This is a genomic window from Pseudomonas sp. JAI120, from assembly GCF_014207255.1.
GTDB lineage: Bacteria > Pseudomonadota > Gammaproteobacteria > Pseudomonadales > Pseudomonadaceae > Aquipseudomonas.
Window position 1 is genome coordinate 2,442,052 of the sequence record NZ_JACHCZ010000001.1, and the last position, 25,642, is coordinate 2,467,693.

21 protein-coding genes are annotated in these 25,642 nt (G+C 61.8%); 11 read left to right on the forward strand and 10 right to left on the reverse strand.

All coding sequences use genetic code 11. From position 1 onward, the window contains the following. Positions 1 to 149: 149 nt before the first annotated feature. Positions 150 to 1,526 (reverse strand): signal recognition particle protein, encoded by a 1,377-nt coding sequence (gene ffh / locus HDC32_RS11525; RefSeq protein ID WP_010207982.1) that lies wholly within the window; start codon positions 1,524 to 1,526, stop codon positions 150 to 152. Positions 1,527 to 1,760: 234 nt separating this feature from the next. On the opposite strand from ffh, the gene HDC32_RS11530 reads away from it, so the two are divergent. The 3 genes from HDC32_RS11530 (at position 1,761) to HDC32_RS11540 (ending at position 5,430) form a co-directional block, all read left to right on the forward strand. Continuing rightward, positions 1,761 to 2,573, forward strand: coding sequence for an inner membrane protein YpjD (locus tag HDC32_RS11530; protein ID WP_122720320.1), 813 nt, complete (start codon positions 1,761 to 1,763; stop codon positions 2,571 to 2,573). Between the two features lie 12 nt (positions 2,574 to 2,585). Next, positions 2,586 to 3,824 (forward strand): transporter associated domain-containing protein, encoded by a 1,239-nt coding sequence (locus tag HDC32_RS11535; protein WP_184743992.1) that lies wholly within the window; start codon positions 2,586 to 2,588, stop codon positions 3,822 to 3,824. Positions 3,825 to 4,119: 295 nt separating this feature from the next. Then, entirely contained in the window at positions 4,120 to 5,430 is a 1,311-nt protein-coding gene (locus tag HDC32_RS11540) for an MFS transporter (RefSeq protein WP_053135602.1), read from the forward strand. Positions 5,431 to 5,525: 95 nt separating this feature from the next. Here HDC32_RS11540 and purT read toward each other — a convergent pair whose 3' ends face one another. From purT to HDC32_RS11565, 5 genes are all read right to left on the reverse strand, one after another. Continuing rightward, entirely contained in the window at positions 5,526 to 6,707 is a 1,182-nt protein-coding gene (gene purT / locus HDC32_RS11545; protein WP_145338405.1) for a formate-dependent phosphoribosylglycinamide formyltransferase, read from the reverse strand. Positions 6,708 to 6,776: 69 nt separating this feature from the next. Then, positions 6,777 to 7,244 (reverse strand): VUT family protein, encoded by a 468-nt coding sequence (locus HDC32_RS11550; RefSeq protein ID WP_053135599.1) that lies wholly within the window; start codon positions 7,242 to 7,244, stop codon positions 6,777 to 6,779. A 164-nt stretch (positions 7,245 to 7,408) separates the two neighbouring features. Beyond that, the gene (locus tag HDC32_RS11555; protein ID WP_184743995.1) at positions 7,409 to 7,624 is read right to left on the reverse strand and encodes a DUF1289 domain-containing protein; all 216 of its coding nucleotides are present in this window, start codon (positions 7,622 to 7,624) and stop codon (positions 7,409 to 7,411) included. Next, complete coding sequence (locus HDC32_RS11560; RefSeq protein WP_184743998.1) at positions 7,621 to 8,145, reverse strand: gamma carbonic anhydrase family protein; 525 nt, start codon at positions 8,143 to 8,145, stop codon at positions 7,621 to 7,623. The genes HDC32_RS11555 and HDC32_RS11560 overlap by 4 nt, the downstream gene beginning before the upstream one ends. Positions 8,146 to 8,180: 35 nt before the next feature. After that, complete coding sequence (locus HDC32_RS11565; RefSeq protein WP_071489281.1) at positions 8,181 to 8,783, reverse strand: CoA pyrophosphatase; 603 nt, start codon at positions 8,781 to 8,783, stop codon at positions 8,181 to 8,183. Between the two features lie 146 nt (positions 8,784 to 8,929). On the opposite strand from HDC32_RS11565, the gene HDC32_RS11570 reads away from it, so the two are divergent. The 7 genes from HDC32_RS11570 (at position 8,930) to nagE (ending at position 17,433) form a co-directional block, all read left to right on the forward strand. Beyond that, positions 8,930 to 9,478 carry an NUDIX hydrolase gene (locus HDC32_RS11570; protein WP_131697954.1) on the forward strand — a complete coding sequence of 183 codons (549 nt, stop codon included), beginning with the start codon at positions 8,930 to 8,932 and terminating at the stop codon, positions 9,476 to 9,478. Between the two features lie 37 nt (positions 9,479 to 9,515). Next, positions 9,516 to 10,019, forward strand: coding sequence for a murein L,D-transpeptidase family protein (locus HDC32_RS11575; protein ID WP_131697955.1), 504 nt, complete (start codon positions 9,516 to 9,518; stop codon positions 10,017 to 10,019). 262 nt (positions 10,020 to 10,281) lie between these two features. Further along, positions 10,282 to 11,040, forward strand: coding sequence for a GntR family transcriptional regulator (locus tag HDC32_RS11580; RefSeq protein WP_131697956.1), 759 nt, complete (start codon positions 10,282 to 10,284; stop codon positions 11,038 to 11,040). Between the two features lie 10 nt (positions 11,041 to 11,050). Further along, positions 11,051 to 12,157, forward strand: coding sequence for an N-acetylglucosamine-6-phosphate deacetylase (gene nagA / locus HDC32_RS11585; protein WP_184744001.1), 1,107 nt, complete (start codon positions 11,051 to 11,053; stop codon positions 12,155 to 12,157). Then, complete coding sequence (locus tag HDC32_RS11590; RefSeq protein ID WP_184744164.1) at positions 12,150 to 13,160, forward strand: SIS domain-containing protein; 1,011 nt, start codon at positions 12,150 to 12,152, stop codon at positions 13,158 to 13,160. The genes nagA and HDC32_RS11590 overlap by 8 nt, the downstream gene beginning before the upstream one ends. A 29-nt stretch (positions 13,161 to 13,189) precedes the next feature. Then, positions 13,190 to 15,700 carry a phosphoenolpyruvate--protein phosphotransferase gene (gene ptsP, locus HDC32_RS11595; protein ID WP_184744004.1) on the forward strand — a complete coding sequence of 837 codons (2,511 nt, stop codon included), beginning with the start codon at positions 13,190 to 13,192 and terminating at the stop codon, positions 15,698 to 15,700. A 26-nt stretch (positions 15,701 to 15,726) separates the two neighbouring features. Further along, a complete protein-coding gene (nagE, locus tag HDC32_RS11600; RefSeq protein WP_184744006.1) occupies positions 15,727 to 17,433 on the forward strand; it encodes an N-acetylglucosamine-specific PTS transporter subunit IIBC in 1,707 nt (568 codons plus the stop codon). Positions 17,434 to 17,562: 129 nt separating this feature from the next. Here the strand turns inward: nagE and HDC32_RS11605 are convergent, their stop codons facing one another. The 3 genes from HDC32_RS11605 to HDC32_RS11615 form a co-directional block, all read right to left on the reverse strand. Further along, positions 17,563 to 17,823: a DUF6124 family protein gene (locus tag HDC32_RS11605; RefSeq protein WP_131697960.1), complete on the reverse strand. Its 261-nt coding sequence runs from the start codon at positions 17,821 to 17,823 to the stop codon at positions 17,563 to 17,565. 362 nt (positions 17,824 to 18,185) lie between these two features. Further along, entirely contained in the window at positions 18,186 to 18,635 is a 450-nt protein-coding gene (locus HDC32_RS11610; protein ID WP_131697961.1) for a hypothetical protein, read from the reverse strand. Continuing rightward, positions 18,619 to 19,125 carry a DUF6036 family nucleotidyltransferase gene (locus HDC32_RS11615; protein WP_311771964.1) on the reverse strand — a complete coding sequence of 169 codons (507 nt, stop codon included), beginning with the start codon at positions 19,123 to 19,125 and terminating at the stop codon, positions 18,619 to 18,621. Before HDC32_RS11615 ends, HDC32_RS11610 begins: the two co-directional genes overlap by 17 nt. Before the next feature lie 382 nt (positions 19,126 to 19,507). Here HDC32_RS11615 and HDC32_RS11620 point away from each other — a divergent pair, with 382 nt between their 5' ends. Then, complete coding sequence (locus HDC32_RS11620; protein WP_184744009.1) at positions 19,508 to 25,234, forward strand: membrane-targeted effector domain-containing toxin; 5,727 nt, start codon at positions 19,508 to 19,510, stop codon at positions 25,232 to 25,234. Between the two features lie 94 nt (positions 25,235 to 25,328). Here the strand turns inward: HDC32_RS11620 and HDC32_RS11625 are convergent, their stop codons facing one another. Continuing rightward, positions 25,329 to 25,640 (reverse strand): NGG1p interacting factor NIF3, encoded by a 312-nt coding sequence (locus tag HDC32_RS11625; protein WP_167655129.1) that lies wholly within the window; start codon positions 25,638 to 25,640, stop codon positions 25,329 to 25,331. Positions 25,641 to 25,642: the final 2 nt, after the last annotated feature.

The following is a 25,642-nucleotide window of genomic DNA, read 5'->3' on the forward strand; positions in this document are numbered from 1 at the left end:
TGTCTTTTTCTGGCGCCTATCAGCGTGCCATTCAGATCTGCTAGAGAGCCGTCGGTTAAAACGGCAGGTCAGCCCCCGCCAACGGCGGGTTTGCTGGAGATCCCACATCCCTGTGGGTCGGAGCAGGAGTGAACTCCCGCTCGAATTCTTTACATTTTCGGCATGCCGCCGCCGGGCAACATACCGCCCATGCCGCGCATCATCTTGGCCATTCCGCCCTTGGCGGAGAATTTCTTCATCATTTTCTGCATCTGCTTGTGCTGCTTGATCAAGCGACCGATGTCCTGCACCTGGGTGCCGGAACCCATGGCGATCCGACGCTTGCGCGAACCACTGATCAGCTCAGGGTCGCGGCGCTCGGCCGGGGTCATGGAGTTGATGATGGCTTCCATCTGCTTGAACTGCTTCTCCGCCGCGCCTTGGGCATTGCCCATTTGCGCCAGGTTCACACCGCCGATGTTCGGCAGCTTGTCCATCAGGCCGCCGAGGCCGCCCATGTTCTTCATTTGTTGCAGCTGGTCGCGGAAGTCTTCGAGGTCGAAGCCCTTGCCCTTCTTCAGCTTCTTGGCCAGTTTATCGGCCTTGTCCTTGTCGAGGGTGGCTTCGGCCTGTTCGATCAGGCTGAGCACGTCACCCATGCCGAGGATACGCGAGGCGATACGCTCAGGGTGGAACGGTTCGAGCGCGTCGCTCTTCTCGCCCATACCGATGAACTTGATCGGCTTGCCGGTGATGGCACGCACCGACAGCGCGGCACCGCCACGGGCGTCGCCGTCGACCTTGGTGAGGATCACGCCGGTCAGCGGCAGCGCGTCGCCGAAGGCCTTGGCGGTGTTGGCCGCATCCTGGCCAGTCATGGCGTCGACCACGAACAGCGTCTCGACCGGATTGATCGCGGCATGCAGCGCCTTGATCTCGCCCATCATCTCTTCATCGATGTGCAGGCGACCGGCGGTATCGACGATGACCACGTCGATGAATTTCAGTTTTGCTTCTTTAATAGCGGCGTTGGCGATGTCGACCGGCTTCTGGCTCAGGTCGGACGGGAAGAAGGTCACACCCACTTCGCCCGCGAGCATTTCCAACTGCTTGATGGCCGCCGGACGGTACACGTCGGCCGACACCACCATCACGGACTTCTTCTTGCGCTCTTTAAGGAAGCGCGCCAGCTTGCCGGCGGTGGTGGTCTTACCCGCACCTTGCAGGCCGGCCATCAATACGACGGCCGGTGGCACGGCGCTGAGGTTCAGGTCTTCGTTGGCCGCGCCCATCAGGCTTTCGAGTTCGGCCTGGACGATCTTCACAAAGGCCTGGCCCGGAGTCAGGCTGCGGGACACTTCAGTGCCGACCGCACGTTCCTTGACCGAGTTGACGAAGTCCTTGACCACAGGCAAGGCGACATCGGCTTCCAGCAACGCCATGCGCACTTCACGCAGGGTGTCTTTAATATTGTCCTCGGTCAGCTTGGCCTTGCCGGTTACGTGGCGCAGCGTCTGCGAGAGACGGTCAGTCAGGTTTTCAAACATGCGCGATCCTTTCAGGCCCTATTCATCGAAATGCATTGGTAGACCGAGGTAATGGCGGCCCAGGCTGTGGTAAATCGCTATTAAAAACAGCGCTCGGCGAGCCTGCGGCGTGGGCAGGTCGCGGATTATAGCGAAGACTGCGCCCATGCACACCCGCTGTCTGGCCCTGGAGTCTTTCGTGGAACGCAGGTGTATGCCAAACTCAGCGCCTTTCGGGCTTGCCTCTCAGGATTTATGCTCCCCTTGTCACCCAGTTTGCTACCCAGCCTCGCCGCCGCCATCGTGTATGCCGCTGCGACCCTTTATCAGGGCACTCGTCTGGCCAAAGGCGCCAAGGCGGACAAACGCCTGCTGGTCGGCCTGGGCGTCCTCGCCCTGCTGGCCCATGCTGCGAGCCTGTTCACCCACCTGATGACGCCGGTTGGCCTTGGCCTGGACTTCTTCAGCGCCGCCAGCCTGATCGCGGCGGCGGTCATTGCGCTGACGCTGATGGCCTGTTATCGGATTCCTGTCGAGAACCTGCTGGTCCTGCTCTTCCCATTGGGCGTGCTGACGGTGCTGCTCGCGCAGTTCGCCCCCACCGGCACGGTGCAGGTGATCGATGAGGAGCCAGGCATCCTCGCCCATATCCTGCTGTCGATCCTGGCCTACGGCATGTTCACCATCGCGGTGTTCCAGGCCTTGCTCCTGCTGCTGCAGGACCACCAGCTCAAGCACAAGCACCCTTCCGGGCTGATCAAGAACTTCCCGCCCCTGCAAACCATGGAAAGCCTGTTGTTCGGTTTCCTGTGGGCCGGCTGGACGCTGCTGTCGCTGTCGCTGATTTCCGGTTGGCTGTTCGTCGAAAACCTGTTTGCCCAGCACCTGGTGCACAAGACCCTGCTGGCGTGCCTGGCCTGGGTGGTGTTCAGCGTATTGCTGTGGGGCCGCAACCGCCTTGGCTGGCGCGGACACAAAGCGATTCGCTGGACCCTGGCCGGTTTCTGCCTGCTGATGTTGGCCTATTTCGGCAGCAAGCTGGTTCGCGAATACATCCTGCATATCTGACGGGCAGCAAAAATGGACAACTTGCCCCTGGGGCCGATGCTCGCGGTAATCGCCTTGCTGGTGTTATGGGCGGCGCTGTTTACCGCCATCGAAGCCGCACAACAACACCTGCTGGCCCTGCGCCCCGGTACACGCCAGGGCGACAAGGCTGCCGCCCGCCTGAGTTTCCCGCGCCACAGCCTGATCCTCTGCAACAGCCTGTGCCGTGCGGCCGTGGTAATCCTCTGCACCCTGCTGGCGATTTATGCCTGGGCACAGAACGGCCCGTGGCTCGGCTGGCTGATCTCCTGCGCCGTTCTGCTGATCCTGGCCGACTACCTGCCACGCGCCCTGGCAACCCGTCATCCACAAGCGGTGCTGGGCTTCGGCAACACGCTGCTGGGCGTGCCATTGAAAATCCTCTATCCCGCCGCCTGGCTGCTCAATGGCATCAGCCTGTTGCTGCTGCGCCCGTTTGCCCGAAAGCCCGGCGTGGTGAAAAACAGCGATGAGCCACAGCCCGGCCACGACGATGAACCGCAGCCCGAGGCCGATGACGGCCGCATCCCTGGCATGCCGGGTATCCACGCCCTGGACAACATCACCGTCAATGACATCCTGGTACCCCGCAGCGAAGTGGACGGTATCAACCTGGATGACTCGATCGAAGAAATCATCGAGCAATTGCGCACCTCCTCGCGCACTCGCCTGCCGGTGTTCCACAGTGACATCAACCAGGTTGAAGCCGTACTGAACACCCGGCTGATCCAGCACCTGCTGCCGGACGCCAGCCTGACCAAGGAAGCCCTGCTGGACGCTTCCTACGAACCCTACTTCGTCCCCGAAAGCACGCCCCTGCAACTGCAACTGCTGAACTTCCACAAACAGCAGCGACGCCTGGGCATGGTGGTGGATGAATACGGCGAAGTACTAGGTATCGTCACCCTGGAAGATATTCTCGAAGAAATCGTCGGCGAATTCGAAAACGAGCAAAGTGCGGACAACCCGCATATCGAAGCGCAGCCGGATGGCCGCTATATCATCGACGGCGCCGCTTCGATCCGCGAATTGAACAAGAGCCTGGGCTGGCACCTGCCCAGCGACGGCCCCAAGACCCTCAACGGCCTGGTAACCGAAGCACTGGAGACCATTCCGGATTGTGCGGTGTGCCTGAAGATCGGCCGCTACCGCCTGGAAATCCTTGAGACCGAGGACAACCGCGTCAGCAAGGTGCTGATCTGGCATACCAGCCACGTGCCAGTAGCCGCATAACTTCCTGATAAACCACAATCCAGTGTGGGAGGGGGCAAGCCTCCTCCCACATTTTGATTTGCGGCGCTCCAGTCACTTGTTGTAATTCCAAACCCCTTCCTATAATCCCTGCGGCTTACCCAAGCCCCCGCCCGACCGCGTGCTACCCGCACTCAGCGCGTCCAGGCACCGCTTTACCATGTCCGACCGGTGTCCGCTCCCATCCCGAGCCGCCCCGAGCACTACCCTGATCCAAGGGTGTTCGACCCAATAATAATCCGCGTCCAAGCGCGCAACGACCGTCAGGGATACCTCCATGAGCACCACCTATAACGAGGCCGCGACCGCCGCCCCGACCAACTCGACCGCACGTGTCGCCACCGCGAGCATCGTCGGCACCGCCATCGAGTTCTACGACTTCTATATCTACGCCACGGCTGCCGCGCTGGTGATCGGGCCGGTGTTCTTTCCGCAGACCTCCGGTACCGCGCAGATGCTGGCGTCGTTCCTGACCTTCGGCATCGCCTTTATCGCCCGCCCACTGGGCTCAGCGCTGTTCGGCCACTTTGGCGATCGCATCGGCCGCAAGTCGACCCTGGTGGCCTCGCTGCTGCTGATGGGCGTGTGCACCACGCTGATCGGCTTGCTGCCCGGCTATGACAGCATTGGTGCCTGGGCGCCGATCCTGTTGTGCGTGCTGCGTTTCGGCCAGGGCCTGGGCCTTGGCGGCGAGTGGGGTGGCGCGGCACTGCTGGCCACCGAGAACGCGCCCAAGGGCAAGCGCGCCTGGTTCGGCATGTTCCCGCAACTGGGCCCCTCGATCGGGTTCCTGGCAGCCAACGGTTTGTTCCTGATCCTGGCGATGAGCCTGAATGACGAGCAGTTCCGCAGTTGGGGCTGGCGTATCCCGTTCATCCTCAGCGCAGCCTTGGTGATGGTCGGCCTGTATGCGCGCCTGAAGCTGCATGAAACCCCGGTGTTCGCCAATGCCGTGGCGAAGGAAGCCCCGGTGAAAGTGCCGCTGGTGGAGCTGTTCAGCCAGCATTGGTTGCCGGTCCTGCTGGGCGCCGCGTCGATGGTGGTGTGCTATGCGCTGTTCTACATCACCACGGCCTTTTCCCTGAGCTACGGCGTTTCGACGCTGGGCTACAGCCGCGAGACGTTCCTTGGGTTGCTGTGCTTTGCAGTGCTGTTCATGGGTCTGGCCACACCGCTGGCGGCGCTGGCCAGTGATCGCTATGGGCGCAAGCCGGTGCTGATCGTCGGCGCAGTCCTGGCGATTCTGTCGGGCTTTACCATGGAACCGCTGTTGACCCACGGTTCGACCTGGGCCGTAGCACTGTTTTTGGCCCTGGAGCTGTTCCTGATGGGCGTGACCTTCGCGCCGATGGGTGCGCTGTTGCCAGAATTATTCCCGACTCGCGTGCGTTATACCGGGGCTTCGGCGGCGTATAACCTGGGTGGGATTGTCGGCGCTTCGGCCGCACCGTTCTTCGCGACCAAGCTGGTGGCGATGGGTGGGCTGAGTTATGTCGGCGGGTATGTGTCGGCGGCAGCGTTGCTCAGCTTGATTGCGGTGCTGTGCCTGAAAGAGACGCGGGATAACGATTTGAACAGGGTTGCCTGATAAACAGCTATTGGGGGCAAGCCCCTCTCACATTTTGACCGCATTCCTACAGATTAAACGCGGTCAGTGTGGGAGGGGGCTTGTCCCCGATGCTTTTAGAGCTCTACAACAACCGCTTGGGAAGCACGGGTCGCCTTGGCTCGAGCCGCTTCAATCGACTCATCCCGCGCCAACGCCACGCCCATGCGGCGCTGGCCATTCACTTCTGGCTTACCAAACAGACGCAACGCCGTGTCCGGCTCGCTCAAGGCGGCGCCGAGGTTGGCGAATGCGGTCTGGGTCGACTGCCCTTCCACCAGAATCACCGCCGAAGCCGAAGGCCCGAACTGACGGATCAACGGGATTGGCAGGCCCAGGATGGCGCGCGCATGCAGGGCAAACTGCGACAGGTCCTGGGAAATCAGGGTCACCAGGCCGGTGTCATGGGGGCGCGGTGACACTTCGCTGAACCACACCTGATCGCCTTTGATGAACAGCTCCACGCCAAACAGGCCACGACCGCCCAACGCCTCGGTCACTGCCTTGGCCACACGCTCGGACTCGGCCAGGGCAATCGGGCTCATGGCTTGCGGCTGCCAGGATTCCTGATAGTCGCCCTTCTCCTGACGATGACCCACCGGCGCGCAGAAGGTGGTGCCGCCGATGTGACGCACGGTCAGCAGGGTGATTTCATAGTCGAAATCGATAAAGCCTTCGATGATCACCCGGCCTTTACCGGCACGCCCGCCTTCCTGGGCGTAGTCCCAGGCTTTCTGCACATCGTCGGCGCTGCGCAGCAGGCTCTGGCCCTTGCCCGACGAACTCATCACCGGCTTGACCACGCAAGGGAAGCCCAGGTCCTGGACAGCCTTGCTGTAGTCCTCAAAGGTGTCGGCGAAGTGGTACGGCGAGGTCGGCAGGTCCAGCTCTTCGGCGGCCAGGCGACGGATACCTTCGCGGTTCATGGTCAGCGACGCGGCGCGGGCGGTCGGGATCACGGTGAAGCCTTCGGCCTCCAGCTCCACCAGGGTCGCGGTGGCGATGGCTTCGATTTCCGGCACGATGAAATGCGGCTTTTCCGCTTCGATCACCGCACGCAGGGCGGCGCCGTCGAGCATATTGATCACATGGCTGCGATGGGCAACCTGCATGGCCGGTGCATTGGCATAGCGATCCACGGCAATCACTTCAACGCCCAGGCGTTGCAGTTCGATCACCACTTCCTTGCCCAGCTCACCGCAGCCACACAGCAAAACGCGGGTCGCGGTTGGCGACAATGGAGTTCCGATTCGGGTCATCTCAGGTCCTCAGGGGAGCGGATCATGGGGAGAAAGGCCGGCATTTTACATGAACTGTAAAAATTGGCCTCAGTTGGCGACGGCCCGCTTGCGGATACGCCAGGCCATGATCAGCCACACCACCGTGACCCCGGCGAATTTCGATGCCAGGGCCGTGCCCACCACGGCAGGTGTGAGTGCGCCGATCAGGCCGAAAAAGATAAACGTGTCGAGGGGAATGCTCAGCGCCGAACTTATCCACAGGCGGTCGTGGAGCGGACGCTTGGTGATGCTGAACACCAGCCAGTCGATGCATTCCGACACCGCGAATGCCGTGGCGCTGGCCAGGGCGATGGACGGGTCGGAGGTGATATACGACAACACCAGCGCCGCCAGCATGGCGATGATCGCACCGTGGCCGAAGCGGGTTTGCACCATGTCACGCAGGATAAACACCAGGCCACCCCAGGCCGACCAGATGACATCCAGGTGCGGGGCGGTGGAGAAGGCGAAGTTGATCAGCACGACACTGCTGATGTAGGCGATCAGGAAGAGCATGGGGCGAGGGACCTGTGAACAAGGGCCACAGGGTACTTCACATTTGGAAATATGTCGTCTTGGCGGGCCTCATCGGGGGCAAGCCCCCTCCCACACTTAACCGCGTTTAAACTGTAAGAATGAGGTCAAAATGTGGGAGGGGGCTTGCTCCCGATGGCGATCTATCAGGCGCCGGATTTACCAGAAGCCATAAACACCAACCCTCCCGCCACCGCCCGCTCATGACACAAGCCCAGCACCACCCGGCGTTCGGCGTTGTCCATGCGGCTCCAGCGCGTGATTTCATCCACGCTGCGCTGGCAGCCGGTGCAAATATCGTCGTCATCCAGCGCGCAAATGCTCACGCACGGCGAGGCGACAGGGCGTTCAACTGCACTCATTCTTCCTGCTCGACCAGGTCACGCGCATACCGCTGGGCGTTATGCACATAGTGTGCGGCGCTGGCTTCGAGCATGCGTTTTTGCGCGTCAGTCAATTCACGTACCACTTTTCCTGGCGAGCCCATCACCAGGGAACCGTCAGGGATTTCCTTGCCTTCGCCGATCAACGAATTGGCGCCGATAATGCAGTGCCTGCCGATCTTGGCGCCGTTGAGGATCACCGCGTTGATACCGATCAGGCTGTAATCGTCGACCGTGCAGCCGTGCAGCATGGCGTTATGGCCGATGGTCACGCCGGTGCCCAGGGTCAGCGGGTAGCCCATGTCGGTATGCATCACGCTGCCGTCCTGCACGTTGCTGTTCTTGCCGATCAGGATCAGTTCGTTGTCGCCGCGTAGCACCACGTTGAACCAGACGTTGGCGCCCTCCTCCAGCTTGACCTTGCCCACCAGCGTGGCATTCGGCGCCACCCAGCTGTGTGGATGGGTCTCGACGCGGGCATCGCCCAGGCGGTATTTCATGGTGTTCCCTCACGGCTGGCCGTTCAAACGACGGCTTAGGTATTGATGAAGCTCTTGGGCGGCTGGTGCAGGCTGATCTTGGCGTCGTCATAAAGCAGGTTGATCAACTCGACGATCATGATTGCCGTCAGGCCCCAGATCTTGTATTCGCCGAAGCGATAACTGGGCACGTACCAACTGCGGCCCTGGTAATCGATTCGGTGGGTATGTTCGCGCGGGTCCTGTCGGAAAAAATCCAAGGGCACGCTGAAGACGGCGGCAATCTCGGCATCGTTGGCCAGGTATTCGACGTAATCGGGGATCACCCCCACATAGGGCGTGACCCGGATGCCGTGCAGGGAGATCAGCGGGCTGAGCGGGCCGATGACTTCCACCAGGCCGGGGGGCAGGCCGATTTCTTCTTCAGCTTCACGCAGGGCGGTGAAGATCAGGTCCGGGTCTTCGGGGTCGCGGCGCCCGCCGGGAAAGGCCACTTCGCCACCATGGGTCGACAGGCCGCTGGCGCGCAGGGTCAGGATCAGCTCGGGTTCGTCACTGCGGGTAATCGGCACCAGTACCGCGGCCTCGGGGAAACGCCCGTCGGTTTCCAGCGTGTGGGGGGTGTGGTTGCTTACCCGGCGAAGTAGCTCGTCCAGCATGAGTCATCTCGGTCTGTTGGCTACCTTGCATCATGCACCAAAGCCGCCGGGTGCCCAACCCCAAAACCTTAGGGCTGTCGCTAAACGACAACTTGCAGGGCCCTGCCGGCCAAGCCAAGATAGACGCACTTTCCAGGAACCCCAGCATGAATTTCTGCAGCCAGTGCGGTAAACCGGTTACCCAACGCATTCCCGACGGCGACGCCCGTCTGCGTTTTGTGTGTGATCACTGCTCGACCATTCACTATCAAAACCCCAATATCGTCGCCGGTACCGTGCCGGTGTGGGGCGATAAGGTGCTGCTGTGCCGCCGCGCCATCGAGCCGCGCCTGGGTTACTGGACCCTGCCCGCAGGTTTTATGGAAAACGGCGAGACCGTGGAACAGGCCGCCATGCGCGAGACCCTGGAAGAAGCCTGCGCCCACGTACGCAACCTGAGCATCTATACCCTGATTGATGTGCCGCACATCAGCCAGGTGCATATTTTCTACCGTGCCGAACTGGTCGACCTGGACTTCGCCGCAGGCCCCGAAAGCCTCGAAGTGCAGCTGTTCGACGAGGCTGACATCCCTTGGTCCGAGCTGGCTTTCCGCACGGTCGGGCGTACCCTAGAATACTTTTTCGCCGACCGCCGCCAGCAGTCGTTCCCGGTGCGCAGCGAAGCCGTGCCACCTCTTTCCAAGCCCGCCCAATAACCATTCGGCCGCTCGTCGCCACAGGGATACCGTTTTAATGCGTTGGTTGCTTGCTCTGATCTGCCTGTCGTTCGCCACGCTGTCGTCAGCCTCTACCGTGGAAACCCTGGGTGGCAAGACGGTCGAAAAAGTCCTGGTGCTCAAGTCCGCCCACCAATTGCAGTTGATCAACGACGGCAAGCCCTTCAAGACCTACCGTATTTCCCTGGGCAAAAACCCCAAGGGCCACAAGCTGATCGAAGGTGACCGCCGCACACCGGAAGGCCTGTACTGGATCGACTGGCGCAAGACCAGCGACCGCTACTATCTGTCCATGCACATCTCCTACCCCAATATCAGCGATGCCGCCCGCGCCCGACGCGAAGGGGTGAAGCCCGGCAGCATGATCATGATCCACGGCACGCCCGACACCGAAGAGTACCCGGAGCAGTGGTTTCACACCCTGGACTGGACGGACGGCTGCATCGGCATGCGCAACGTCGACATGCGCGAAGTCTGGAACCTGGTCAAGGACGGCACGCTGATCGAGATTCGGCCCTGACGTTGGACCGCTCGTAAAATAAATCAAAAAAGATTCCTGCCCTCGGCAGCCCCTGCCAGTGAATACCAATTCACTGCGCGGGCTGCGCACCTCTGCGCGCTATAAAGACCTCTCTAATACCACTTGATACCAGGCACCGTTAAGGTGCCCTTAAACCGCTACATGCACCGTTTTGGAAGCATTGACATGGTATTTAAGTGGTATTAGCTTCCGGCCAATACCGGGCGACAACACTCCAATAACCGCATCGGAAACCCCATAGATGAACCCCATCCTGACGCTGCGTCCCGACGACAAGCAATCCACACCGCTGTACCTGCAATTGGCCCGCAACCTGGAAGCGGCGATCCATGCCGGCCAGTGGAAATCCGAACAGGCCCTGCCCTCGGAACGTGCCCTCAGCGAGCAGCTGAGCATTTCGCGGGTCACCGCCCGTAAAGCGTTGGAAGTGTTGTTTGCCCAAGGCCTGATCCGCCGCAGCCAGGGCTCCGGCACCTTTATCACGCCACGCCTGGAGCAACCGCTGTCGCGCCTGTCGGGGTTCAGCGAGATGTTGCGCCTCAAGGGATTTGTGCCCAGTTCCCAATGGCTGGAACGTGACATCACCCCGCCGACCCATGAAGAACTGATCCGACTGTGCCTGTCGCCGAACGACAAGGTCGCGCGCCTCAAACGCCTGCGTAAGGCCGATGACACCGTGATGGCGATCGAGATGACCGCCATGCCCGCCTCGGTACTGCCGCAGCCGCAAGCCATCGGCAATTCGCTGTACGAATACCTGGAAGGCATCGGCAAACCCATCGTTCGCGCCCTGCAACACATCCAGGCGATCAACGCCTCGGATGAATTCGCCAAGCTGGTGGGCATCGCCCCCGGCACCGCCATGCTGCTGATGACCCGGGTCGGCTACACCGCCGACAACACGCCGATCGAAATCACCGACACCTACTGCCGCAACGACTACTACGACTTTGTCGCAGAGCTTCGCCGTTATGACTTTGCCGCCGAGTTGCGGCCTTAGAGAACTGCCCATGTCCGAAGACAATATCCTCACGCCCCACGGCTGGATGCGCGGCCGCCTGGTGCACCAGCACGGCAAGGTCATCGCCATTGAAGGCGAGCGTTGCGATCCGGCTGAAAACGACTTGCCGTACCTGCTGCCGGGTTTTATCGACCTGCACGTCCACGGCGGCGGCGGTAAAGACATCATGGAAGGCGCCGACGCCTTCGAGACCATCACTCGCACCCACGTGCGCTTCGGCACCACGTCGCTGCTGGCCACCACCATGACTGCCCCGGTGGAGGAAATCTCCAGCGTGCTGGGCCAACTCGGCCGCTTCTGCGAACAGCGTCCTGCAGGCAGCGCCCGGGTACTCGGCGTGCACCTGGAAGGTCCCTACATCAATCCGGGAAAACTCGGCGCGCAACCCAACTTCGCTCATACCGCATTGATGGCCGAAGTTGAAGCCTACCTGCGCCTGGCGCCGATCCGGGTAATTACCATCGCCCCGGAAATCGCCGGCCACGACGCCCTGATCCGCGCCCTCAGCGAGCGCGGCGTGCGTATGCAGATCGGCCACACCCTGGGCAGCTATGAAGAAGGCGTCGCCGCCCTCGCTGCCGGCGCCACCAGCTTCACCCATTTGTACAACGCCATGAGCCCGTTGCATCACCGCGAACCGGGCATCGTCGGCGCCGCGCTGGCCCACGCCCAGTACGCCGAGTTGATCCCGGATTTGCTCCACGTGCACCCCGGCGCCATGCGCGTGGCCCTGCGCGCGATCCCGTGCCTGTACTGCGTCACCGACTCCACCGCCGCCGCCGGCATGCCCGACGGCGAGTACAAGCTGGGCAGCCACACCGTGACCAAATGCCTGGGCGGCGTGCGCCTGGCCGACGGCACCCTGGCCGGCAGCACCCTGACCATGGATCAGGCGCTGCGCAACCTGGTGAAAATCGGCCTGCCCATCAGCGAAGCCTCACAACGCCTGTCGCAATTTCCGGCGGACTACCTGGGCCTGGAACAACGCGGTCGCCTGCAACCCGGCAGCTTCGCCGACTGCGTGCGCCTGGACCGCTCCCTGCACCTCACCGACGTCATGGTCGAAGGAGAAACCATTGTCTTCAAAAATGCTTGAAGAGGCCTTGGCCTCCTGTGACGCCGTCGCGGCGCAACTGCAACGCCTGGAACCGTTGCTGGAAGAAGTCGCCGGCCGCCTGCGCCGCCAGCCGCCACAAGTGGCGATGACCATTGCGCGGGGCAGCTCGGACCACGCCGCCAGCTACTTCGCCTACCTGACCATGCAGCATGTCGGCATCCCGGTGGCGTCGTTACCGATGTCGGTGGTGACCTTGTTGCAAGCACCAATGAAAGTCAGCGGCCAGGTAGCGTTCGGTTTCTCCCAGTCGGGGCAAAGCCCGGACCTGGTCAACAGCCTGCGCCTGCTGCGCAAGCGTGGCGCCTTGAGCATCTCGCTGGTCAACGTCGAAGACTCACCGCTGGAAGCCGCCTGTGAATTCCATGTGCCCCTGTGCGCCGGGCCGGAACTCAGCGTCGCCGCGACCAAGAGCTTTATCGCCACCCTCAGCGCCAGCGCGCTGCTGATCGGCCACTGGAACCAGGAGCCCGACTTGCTGCAAGCCTGCCAGGCCCTGCCCGCTGGCCTGCGTGAGGCCGCCGGGCAGGACTGGACGCACGCCATCGAGGCGCTGCGTGGCTGCCAGCAACTGATGGTGATCGGCCGTGGCGCCGGTTTTGCCATCGCCCAGGAAGCGGCGCTCAAGCTCAAGGAAACCTCGGCGATCCAGGCCGAAGCCTTCAGCAGCGCCGAGGTGCGCCACGGGCCGATGGCCTTGATCGGCGCGGACTACCCGCTGCTGGTCTTCGCACCACGGGGTGCCGAGCAAGCCGGCTTGTTGAGCCTGGCCGCCGATATGCGCCAGCGCGGCGCCCGCGTGCTGCTCGCCGCGCCCGACGATATCGCCGAACGCGACTTGACCCTGAGCCGCGCCGAACACCCGAGCCTGGACCCGATCCTGGCGATCCAGAGTTTCTATGTCATGGCAGCCGGCCTGTCCGTCGCCCGAGGCATGGACCCGGACCAGCCGCGCCACCTGAGCAAAGTTACCCGCACTCACTGAGTCGCGCTTTCCTGATGAGTACCGTGCCCATGTCCAACAACAATAATGAATTAACCCTCAACGCGCCCCTAAGCGGGCCGTTACTGGCCCTGGGCACCGTGCCTGATGACGTGTTCGCCAGCGGCGCCATGGGCGACGGCATCGCTATCGACCCGCTCAACGATTGCCTGCATGCGCCGTGTGATGGCGTAATCATCCATGTCGCCCGCACCGGCCACGCCTTGACGATTCGTGCCGACAATGGCGCCGAAGTGTTGCTGCACATCGGCATCGACACGGTCGAATTGAATGGCGAAGGGTTTGCCCTGCTGGTCAAGGAAGGCGCCCGGGTCCGCAATGGGCAGGCGCTGGTGCGCTTTGACCTGGACCGTATCGCCCGCCAGTGCAAAAGCCTGATCAGCCTGATCATCCTCACCAATGGCGAACACTTTGAACTGCGCCCGCTTGCCGCGAAAACCGTCAAGCTGGGCGAACCGCTGTTGCAGGTCGTGCCGCGCGCAACCGCGCCGCTGCAAACGGCTGTGGATAACGTCGTCGCCGAAGCCAGCGCCAGCGTGCGCGTGACTCACCGTGGCGGCCTGCACGCACGACCGGCGGCGCTGATCCGCAAGACCGCCCAGGGTTTCAGCAGCCAGGCAAAGGTGCACTTCGGCGCCAAGTCGGCCGCTTGCGACAGCCTGATCGGCCTGATGGGGCTGGGCATTGGCGAAGGCGACGAGGTGCGCGTGACCTGTCGCGGCAAGGACGCCGAGGCCGCGCTGCAGGCGCTGGTCGCGGCCTTGTCCGTCGCGGTTAAGCAAGAACACCACGCACCGGTCGTCGCCATGCCACGCCGGGCAACTACTGAGGCAGATGTGTTGCAGGGCGTGTGTGCGGCGCCGGGCCTGGTCTGCGGGCCGTTGTTCCGGCTGGCGGGTATCGAGTTGCCGTCAGACCCCGGCAATCACGGCACCGACGAACAACTGCAACGCCTGGACGCGGCCCTGGAGCAGGTGCGCGGTGAGATCCGCAGCACCCTGGACCAGGCTCGCCAACGCAAGGCCGTCGAAGAAGAAGAGATCTTCGCCGCCCACCTCGCCCTGCTCGAAGACCCGGCCCTACTGGAGGCCGCCACCGACGCCATCGAACACGGCAGCGCCGCCACCCACGCCTGGCGCGATGCGATCCAGGCGCAGTGCGCGGTATTGCTGGCCCTGGGCAAGCCGCTGTTCGCCGAACGCGCCAACGACCTGCGCGATCTGCAACAACGGGTGCTGCGCGCACTGTTGGGCGAAGCCTGGCATTTCGAGTTGCCTGCGGGGGCGATTGTCAGTGCCCATGAACTGACCCCTTCGGATTTGCTGCAACTGAGCGCGCAACAGACTGCCGGGATCTGCATGGCCGAAGGCGGCGCCACCTCCCATGTGGCGATCCTGGCCCGGGGCAAGGGCTTGCCTTGCGTGGTTGCCCTGGGTGCTGAAGTGCTCGCTGTACCGCAAGGCCAGCGCGTGGTGCTCGACGCAGTCAACGGCCGCTTGGAGCTGGCCCCCAGCGAGGCGCGCCATGCCGAAGTACACCAGATGCGTGACGCACAAAAACTGCGCCGCCAGCATCAACAGGCCCAGGCCCAATCGCCGGCCCTGACCCGCGATGGCGTAAGCATCGAAGTGGCCGCCAATGTCGCGTCGAGTGCCGAGGCGCACATAGCGTTTGAGAACGGCGCCGATGGCGTCGGCCTGCTGCGCACCGAATTCCTCTTCGTCGACCGCCGCACTGCGCCGGATGAGCAGGAACAATGCGACGCTTATCAAGCCGTGCTGGACGCCATGGGCGACAAGTCGGTGATCATCCGCACCATCGACGTCGGTGGCGACAAGCAGCTCGACTACCTGCCGCTTCCCGTCGAGGCTAACCCGGTGCTGGGCCTGCGCGGCATCCGCATGGCCCAGGTGCGTCCCGAACTGCTCGACCAGCAACTGCGGGCGCTGCTGCAAGTCAGCCCGTTGGAACGCTGCCGCATCCTGCTGCCGATGGTCAGCGAAGTCGACGAACTGCTGCAGATTCGCCAGCGCCTGGATGAGTTGTGTGCAGAGCTGGAACTGACCCAACGCCCCGAGCTGGGGGTGATGATCGAAGTGCCCGCCGCGGCGCTGATGGCCGAGCAGTTGGCCGAGCACGCGGACTTCCTGTCCATCGGCACCAACGATCTGTCCCAGTACACCCTGGCCATGGACCGCGACCACGCCGGCCTCGCCGCACGTGTCGATGCGCTGCACCCGGCGCTGTTGCGGCTGATCGCCCAGACCTGTACCGGCGCGGCGAAACACGGGCGCTGGGTCGGCGTGTGCGGCGCCCTGGCGTCCGATCCGCTGGCCACGCCGGTGCTGGTCGGCCTGGGGGTCAGCGAACTGTCGGTGAGCCCGCCGCAGATCGCAGAAATCAAGGACCGCGTCCGTCACCTGGACGCGGCGCAATGCCGGCAACTCAGCCAGGGCCTGCTTGACCTGAGCAGCGCCAAGGCAGTTCGCCAAGCCTGTCAACACCACTGGCCGCTGAGCTGACAACAACAAGAAAAAGGAGACCCGCCATGCACCAATTATTCATCGAAGGGCTGCAACGCCTGGGCCGCGCGCTGATGCTGCCCATCGCCATCTTGCCGATTGCCGGCCTGCTGCTGCGATTGGGTGACACCGACCTGTTGAACATCGCGGTGATGCACGATGCCGGCCAGGCCATCTTCGCCAACCTGGCACTGATCTTCGCCATCGGCATCGCCGTGGGCTTTGCCCGCGACAACAACGGTACGGCCGGGCTGGCCGGTGCGATTGGTTACCTGGTGATGGTCTCCACACTCAAGGTGATGGACAGCAGCATCAACATGGGCATGCTCGCCGGTATCGCCAGCGGCCTGATGGCCGGTGCGCTGTATAACCGCTTCAAGGACATCAAGCTGCCGGAATACCTGGCGTTCTTCGGCGGGCGGCGGTTTGTGCCGATTGTCACCGGGTTCTCGGCCGTTGCGCTGGGGGTGATCTTTGGCCTGATCTGGCCGCCGATCCAGCACGGCATCAATAGCTTCGGCGTGTTGCTGATGGAAAGTGGCAGCTTCGGCGCGTTCGTGTTTGGCGTGTTCAACCGCCTGCTGATCGTCACCGGTTTGCACCATATCCTCAACAATATGGCGTGGTTCGTATTCGGTACCTTCACCGACCCGGTCACCGGCGCCGTCGTCACCGGCGACCTGACCCGCTACTTTGCAGGCGACCCGAAAGGCGGCCAGTTCATGACCGGCATGTTCCCGGTGATGCTGTTCGGCCTGCCCGCCGCATGCCTGGCGATGTACCGTAACGCCCTGCCGGAGCGGCGCAAGGTGATGGGCGGGATCTTCCTGTCGATGGCGCTGACGTCGTTCCTGACCGGGGTGACCGAGCCGATTGAATTCGCGTTCATGTTCCTCGCACCGTTCCTGTACCTGATCCACGCGCTGCTCACCGGCCTGTCGATGGCGGTGACCAATATGTTGAATATCCACCTGGGCTTTACCTTCTCCGGTGGGTTTATCGACATGGTGCTGGGCTGGGGCAAGTCCACCAATGGCTGGCTGGTGATCCCGGTGGGCCTGGCGTATGCCGCGATCTACTACAGCGTCTTCAGTTACTGCATCCGCCGTTTCAACCTGAAAACCCCGGGCCGTGAGGATATCCAGGTGGCGAAGGCCGAAGCGATGAGTGATAACCAGCGCGCCACGGCTTACATCCGGGCCTTGGGCGGTGCGGCCAACTTGCTCAGTGTGGGCGCCTGCACCACGCGCCTGCGGTTGGACATGGTCGACCGCAACAAAGCCGTGGATGCCGAATTGAAAGCCCTGGGTGCGATGGCCGTGGTGCGGCCTGGCAATGGGGGGAGTTTGCAGGTGGTGGTCGGACCGCTGGCGGACAGCATTGCCGATGAAATTCGGTTGGCGATGCCATCGTTCGTGGCCTCTGCATCCGTAGCGGCGGTGCCTGTGGATAAGCCGACTGCGGTGAATGTGCAGGAGGCCGAACAATGGCTGAGCGCGCTGGGCGGTCGAGGGAATGTGCGCCAGCTGGAAGCGGTGGCGATGACGCGACTGCGGGTGGAGTTGGGCGATGATTCGGTGGTGTCCGAAGCTCAACTGACGGCGTTGGGTTGCCAGGGTGTGCGCCAACTGGACAGCGGGGTCTGGCACCTGGTGATGGGTGACAAGGCGTCGGGGTTGGGGGACGCACTGGAGCGCTTGGTCAGTGGCCGTGACGTAGGCGCCAGGGTATAGAGCTGCGGTGACCGTACTGACCAATCGCGGGCAAGCCCACTCCCACATTTTGATCGGTGCCCGACTTGGCAATACGGTCAAATGTGGGAGCGGGCTTGCTCGCGAATGGGCCTCATCGGCGCCGAATTACTACTGCGCAGGCACCTCGGATAAATCCAGTACTCGATCCACCATCAACTGGATCCCCTCCACCATCCGGTGAATGCCCAGCACCGCATCACGCTGCGAGCCGTCGATGTCAAACGCCAGATGGGCCGCCAGCGCCTGCACGGATGCCAGATCCTGGGATGCGTTGGCAAGCAAGGTTTCGCTGTTCAGATGGGGAAGTACGGTGAAGAGTTGGTCGGTGGGTTGAGAGGCGGATGGGGGATTTGGACTGTCTTTGATCATGGTGAACCTCTGGTGTGAAGTAATAGCAGCCAGCATCACTTGCAGTTGATGGGTGGCAGCTGTGTGCAGGCCTGCAAGACCGAGAATCACCAGTAAATCTCGGTAGACCCGAAGGTCTCCCGCACACAGCCACCATATGACGACCATGAAAAAGCGCCGCAATTATAAAGGCGCTTGTGACTAACTGGTGAGGTTTCGGCGGGCTTGCAGTCCCGATCGCTGAATAAGCAGCGACTGGCGAAGGTTAGTGAGGTGAGTTCCGAGGGACAACCTGAACAGATTGTGGGAAATCTCCGAGAGCTGAAGATATCGCAGACAATAAAAAACCGGCCTGAACCGGGTCCTCTGATCGCGACCAACGCTTAGGTAGATGCTGCCGCACGTTGTTGCGCCTCGTAGTGGCGGGTCTGAAAAGGTATCAATGCCTGAGCCTTCAAACCCAGCCCTTCACTCAACCCCCAAGACACTGCCAACTCATCACGACGACGGCGAAGCGCAACAGTACCTTGTGGTTTTACGTCTTGCCTGGAAGCAGAAAACAACTCAAGCGCCTTCAACGCCTCCATTACCCGACTGTCTGTCGCACACGAAAAACGCGTGAATCGCTCAAGCAAGTAGCCTGCGCGACGAAGTTCCACCTCACTGGAGTGTTCCTCCAGAAAAGCTCTCACCTCGCCCACAAGGTTCGCTTCCGAGTACCAAACCGCTTTCGCTGCACTGACAAGAGCAGTGTCATCAGCCTGATTCAAAGGTTCTTTGACCAGAGTCCCCAAGGCGCAAGAGAGGACTGGACCATCAAAAGGCTTCGTCAACTTCAGTGTCCAGATAATCGTGCAAAATATTGGTCAGAATGGATCTAGGTGGCTCTTTGTTACCAACATACATATCAATCGCCTGCAACGCCAGCCGGCGGAACTCAGTGGTCACAATGAAGCCGGCCCTAAGCAACGCCATGATATCGCCAATGTCCTGATCAGTCGCTCTACCCAGTTTGGAAATTGCAATATCGATAGGCGCAGCTATACGCAGATGCAATGCAGACTCATCAGGAAACTCTTCGAGGGGAAGACTGCGTTCCCAGTAATCTTCGTGAAGCGGGCCAAAACCCGTGTTGTACTGAAGATCGTAATTCAGTTCCATTACACGGCCAGACTGCTGGTCGAAAAACTGCTCTGGAAACTCGGCCAGCAATGTCCGCAGACGCAGCTTGTCCTGAATATTCGCGCAATAAATCTCTGCATCCACGTCAGTGGAAACACGGTGGTGCGTATATAAATGAACAGCGCAACCACCGAATACAATGACTTGACCGCGCCTGACGCGGCGCCCTCAAGCATTAACTCCACCTCGATGGACTTGAACATCGAAACCAATGCTTGCCCCAGTGCAGTACTCGTATTGAGTCTAGGAACGACGACGTCTGGTAACTCCATTATTGAATCTCAAGCCGGTGCAACGTTACTGAACGGGTCTTGAGTTCAAACCCCGATCACTGAATTGTCAGCGACCGGCGAAGGTTATTGAGGCGGGTTCCTAGGGACAACCTGAAAGGGTTGTAGGAAACATGCAGATTGTCGTCGGGTAGATTCATTCCCACAAATCAAAAAACTTACTTATCTACCTCTCTGCCAATGGCCCGCCTGCGCATGCTCAAGGTTCTTATCCCCGCATGGAGAGCGTACCTGTGAGCACAACCCCCCAGACCTTTGAAGGTATCAAAGGTCACCTCAATCAGATCGGGCACCATCTGCTCCAGATCGAAAAGCCGCTAGTGCCCGAACACACACCGTCTGCCGAACTGGCCTACCTGGAAAAAACCAACGGCATCCTGACGCGTTACCGCCAGCAGTTCCTGGCCAAGAGCCGCGCCCTCTATCAGGACATCACCCAGAGCGATTTGCTCGCCCGAGTCGAAGCACTCAAGACCACCTTGAATACGTATCTGCTGGCACTTGATCGCAACGAGCAAATCGATGGCAAGCCCCGCAAATCCTTCATGACCTTTGAAGCCGGCTACACGGCCCTGGCCAACGAAACGGCGGTCAGTGCCCAGGACCGCCTGCTGCATCCGCAACAACAGGCCATGCTTGAGCGCGTACCGCTGGGCGCTACGTTGCGCCCTGGTTTGTATGCATTGACCTTTCGTTATCAGGATCAGACGGTCGAACTGGCCGGGGCCTTCGTCCTGACCGAAAAAACCAACCCTGTGGTGGCTGACCTGAGCGCTGTGCCGGCGTTAGGTGAAGTGATGCTGTTCACGCCTTCGCGCGGGATCGAGTCCTTCGGCTCGCTGGCGCAACTCAATACGCACGTGCTGCAAGGCATGGAGGATGCCGAGCGGCGACGCGACTTCATGGCGCTGTTGCCCGTGCGTTATCGCGATGTGACGCCCGCCGCCATCTGGCCGCTGGAACTGACGCCCATCCAGGACAAGCCGCTGTTTGAGCACACCTACAACGCCTTGGTCGACAAGCGCACCCAGGACATCGAGCGCGCCTTGAGCCTGGTGGACAACCCCGCCCACGCGGCGGCTCAGTTGATCGACGCCCTGGACCGTGCCATAGCGCGGGGGTCGCCGGATTTCAGCGCACGCCTGCAATGGCGCAGCCGACGTCTATTGGAGCGGCACCTGCGCCACAGCGCTCCGGACTGGTATCGCAGCGCCACCGAAGCTCGCCGCGCCGCACTCGCCGCTCACCTGGCGAGCTATAACGAGGCCCGCCAGCAGCTTCTCGACGTGCTCGGCCCGGTCACCAGCCCTGAAGCCCTGGCCCGTTATCGACTGCTGCAACACCTCAGCGATGAATTGGACATCCACGACCTGGCGCCGGAACACCTGGTGATCAACACGCGCCGCTACGTGGACCCCATCGGCGAATACGAACACGACCGCAACCTGGTTGAGCTGGCCCTGCGCGGGCTGCACGCCGGTGATGACGCGCCGGGTTCGGACTTCCTGACCAAAACCACGCTGACCTACCAGGAGGCACCGCTGCCCGAGGCCTACCAGGACCTGACTCCCGCCTGGCTGGCGCAGGTACTGACCACCTTGCAGCCGCGTATCGAGTTCGGTGAGTTGCAGCAACAGATGCATGCCAAACCTGTGGTCAGCCGTGCGATCGAAGCAATGCTCGACCAGCGGATCAACGCACTGGCCTACACCGCGATGCTCCAGGGTCATCTCAGTGAAGAGGACTTTCAGTTGGTCCAGGACGTACGCCTGGGCACCAACACTCGCCTGAGCGCCGCCACCCTGTCATTGCACGAAGCCCAGTTGCAGGACATATGGGTACTGCGCCAACGCGACGCCAGCGGCGCGATCATCCGCCTGTTGCTGTGCACGCCCGAAGCGCCACGGGAGCAGCAGTTCCAGGCTTTCGACAGCGAGGTCGCGTGCCAGAATCACATCCTCGGCTGGAGCCTGGACAACGGCGAAAAAAAACCGCCGGGCACCCTCACCGATTACCTGATCAAACGGGTCGCCCTGCGTTTTCGCAGGGCCATGAAGCGCGTCCTGAGCGGCTTGAGCTTCAAGGTTCAGGACCGCGAGTACACAGCGATCAGCTTTGGCAATGTCGGCAGCCACGCCGACTGCCTCAAGGCCATGTCCGCCCATGTGCTGGCGACCCGCCTCGACGACTACGCGTTCAGCACCCCGACCTGGTACCGCGCGGCCCACCCCGACACCCGCCGCAAGTTGTTGAAACTGGCCGAGGACAGCGAAGGTGCGCTGCTCACCTACCAGGACTTTCCGCTGTCTGACGCGCAGTTTCCCAGCTTCGCTGACTACCTGCATGAACAGGCCAAAAAACGCCTTAACCTGCTGTTGGCACGCCCTCAGAACGATGTCGACCCCGACACCGTCTGGGCCTTCTCACCACCGGCGCTGCTCGGCTCATTAACCCCCGCGCCCATGACCTACACCCAGCTGTACCGCGACGGCTACGCCAACGGTGTGGGGTTTATCGACGAGAAGTTCTCGCGCGCCGCCCGGTTCAAAGGCCCCAAAGGGGTGGACCTGAGTGCGCTGACGGCAGAAAAAGTCGCCCGCTCGATCACCGGCACCTGGGTCGGCCAGCGTTACATCAACGAGGTCAGGCGCCGCCTGCTCAACGTTGGCAACGCGGACTATGACCTGCGGCGCAATGCGACGCTGAGCATCACCCAGCGCCAGATGCAGAGCGCCGCCCTGGAGTGCCGGCTTGAAGGCTACATCGCTGGTGTCGACTGGACCTGGTTGGAGCTCGCCATAGCCAGCATGGGTGACACCGCCACCGACACACGCAACACCTACGCCATTCATCGCCTGCTCATCGATGGCGAATGGGTGATGGGCAATTTCCTCTTCAGCCACGCCACTTTCCCGACGCTGCTCTACACCCCCAATGCCCCGGACGGCATCAGCTTTCGCGAGGCCAGGCAGTTCAACTACCTGCTGAAAAAGGTGCCCGGCATGGTCGGCTATTTCACCCTGCGGGTTGGCGCCCACTCCCAGGCCAAAGTGCGTACCTTTCTCGAAAATGCCAAGGCACAGCTGCCCGAGGACCTGAACAAAACCGACACCAGCCCGGCACGCTACGACACAATCCGTGCACAACCACCGCTGACGGATCTGCGTCGAGCACTGTACGACATGAAGCTGCAGCGCAAGATCGATGACGTTGAAGGCACCACGGCCAATCGCACCCAGATGATCACGGGCATCCTCTGGACCTGCGTGGAATGGGTCACTGCCATTGCTACCGCGCCGTTTCCCACCGTCAGCCTGAGCCTGGGCATGCTGCTGGCGTTCAAGGACGGCATGCTCGCCCTGAACGCTTATGAGCAAGGCGACACCGGGGCTGCCGTGGAACACTTGATCGGTTACGTGCTCAACAGCGCCGGCGCGGCTTTTACCGATCTGCGCCCGGCATTGGTTTCCCTTAGGCAACTGGCAAGACCGGCGCCGCGCGAGGCAGCCAAGAGCGCCGCCGCTGCCAGCGAGGCCGTGAAGCTGGTGCAACCCCTGCAAGCCCAGGCTCTTGCACCGGCAGACATGCAGGCGGTGCTGTTCGATGGCGAGTTGCTTTGGGCGAAGAACACCCCGGACCCGATCGGACGTTATTTGCTGTACCGACTCGATCCGCCTACCGGCAAATTGATCTCCACGACTCGCGTGGCTGCGCCTGATGCACAAGGTGTGTGGCGCCGCACCGGGGTCACGGGCGGCGCGCCCAAGTATGAAAAATTGCCGGACACACCGGAGCCGCTCAAGCCTTACGAGGTACCGGGGAAATACGCCGGCAAGCTGGAATTGGCCCTTAACCCGCAGGTGCGAGCCGACATCCTGTCACGTTCCGAATGGGAGTTCGGCACCACAAACGTCGGTCGGGGAAGTGGCATCAGCGACCTGCGATCCCTGCGCACGGCTTACCTGCAACAGGCCAAACGCTTGGCGACTGACGCCGAGGACTTTTTCAAGCACCTCGACCCGTTGCCGCCCCGTACCGCGCCCCCGGCCCTGGAGGCCAGCACATCGTTTGCACAGCTGATTGCCAGCGATGCCTTCAGCGGCAACAAGAACCTGGTCATTGGCGCACTACCGGGCTCCATCGCCAGCAAACAACTATTGATCACCCAGATGGACGCCTTGATTGAGCGCGGCTTCAAGCATGTGTACATCGAGTACCTGCCCACCGATGTATTCCGCCTAAAACTGGAAAAACTCAACAGCGGCAAATCCTGGCAGCATATCGAACGGCACCTCAGGGCCGTCGATAAAACCCTCGGTTTTGCCGAGGATGCCGAGTACTCCTACGTAGCATTGGTGCGCAAAGCCCAGGAAAAGGGCATGCAGGTCAAAGCCCTGGACGCCTCCACGTCCTACCTGCTGGACGATGTGCTGCAAATGGGCGATACCCCACCGACCACGCCACGGGGTAACAGCGTCAGGAACTTCTACTCCCATAAAGTCATTGAGGCCGATGCCCTCAGCGAACAGGATGAATGCTGGATTGCCCTGGTGGATCACTCCCGCCTGCGTACCTTCGAGAAAACGCCTGGCCTGGCGGACCTGCAGGATGCGGTTGCGCTGCGCGTGGTGGATGTGGGCGCGGACCAACCGGTGGGCGTGTGGGTCGACGCCCCCGGCGCCCTGGCGGGTGACGCGCTGGCCAGGGGCGATTACCAGTTGGCCCTGCGAACCTCGTACAAAGCGCCCGAGCCGATAGCATCGTCCAGCACAGTCACGGCGGCGGTGGCACATTACGACGAATACGACATTGCCCGCCCTCTCAGGGAAAGCATCGTCCGTCAGACCGATACCCGGCACGGGCTGGACACTCGCTACTTCCCACAGAACCCTGACCATACCGAGGCCTTCCTGGCGTTTCAAAACGCCAGGGCACGTCTGGTCACCGATGCAGATACCTACCTGGCCAGCCACGTCCCCCCCGCCAGGCCCGATCCCTCCGTTCTCGCCTCACCGAAAAGCCCGGAAGCGCTGCTGGAGAACGTCCGTCAAAGCGAGTTCTCGGGGCTGGTAATCGGTGAAGGACACAGCGCGCAGTCCAGCAAACGCTGGTTGCGCGACTACATGAAAAAGCTCAAGGACCTGGAATTCAAGACGCTGTACATGGAGCACCTGCTGACCGATATCCACCAGGAAGAGCTGGATATTTTTCTGCGTACACAGCGGCTGCCGGACAACCTCAAGCGCTACCTCACCCAGCTGGATCGGGGCCATATGCCTGGCTACAAAGGTAACGATACCTACACTGAGGTGATCCAGGCGGCGGCCAAACATGGCCTGCGCATCCGGGCCCTGGACTGCACCGCCAGTTATCACGTCAAGGGCCTGGGGGATGCGGACGTCTCGCGCAACCAGCTGTTCAGTTACTTCGCCAACCAGGTAATCACGGCCGACCAGGCGGCACAGGGATCTCACAAGTGGCTTGCCTTCATTGGCAGCACCCACACCAATACGCACCTGGGCGTGCAAGGCCTGGCGGAACTGCAAGGTGCGGTCAGCCTGCATGTCCGGGACACAGCCCCCGCGCTGGCCCGGAATATTCGTCCGGGTGCCTGGGAGTCGTTTGCCGAAGGGATGAGTCCGTACAGGAAAGCCTTGCGCAGCGACTTCATCCTAGACGCCGGTGTTGCCGGTATCAACGCCCCCGCCCCGTTCGTTGCGGTGGACAGGGCACGACTGAACCGGCCCGGCCTGTTCCTGATCGAACGCTCGTCGCCGTCGCAGAGCAACTTGCTGCATCGCTCGCGCAGCGGGGAGATCGTGTCGACGCCGATCAAGGTCGACAACAACGGCCTGTTTTATGTCGAACGCTGGGAGCCGATGCAGGGCAAGCGTTTCAGCTACGAAAACATCTTGATCGATGCGTTGAAGGCGGAAGTGGGGTTGGTTCCGGCCCCCTGAGCCACTGAGGCTTTGACGCGGGGTTCGTGACCGTCAACAAAAAACCCGCTGGCCAAACTGGCCCAGCGGGTTTCTTGTCTTTACCGTCGGCGGATCAGAAGTCCGCCAACTGCCACACTTCATAAGCCGGTGTCTCATAGGGGTGGCTGAGCTTCAACGCGGCGACCACCGCGCTGATCAACTCATCGGCCACCACCAGCTCAACCTTCCATTCTTCCACCACTTCAACCTGGCCAACCTGCCCGATAAACGGCTGGCTGCCGTCCAACGCGCGAAACTGGCCCTGGCCCAGTACTTGCCAGGCGCAGCTGTCGTAGTCGCCGATGCGCCCGCCGCCAACCGCGAAGACGGCGGTTTTCACCGCCTCCACATGGCTGTCGGGCACGAAGAAGGCAAGCTTGTACACGG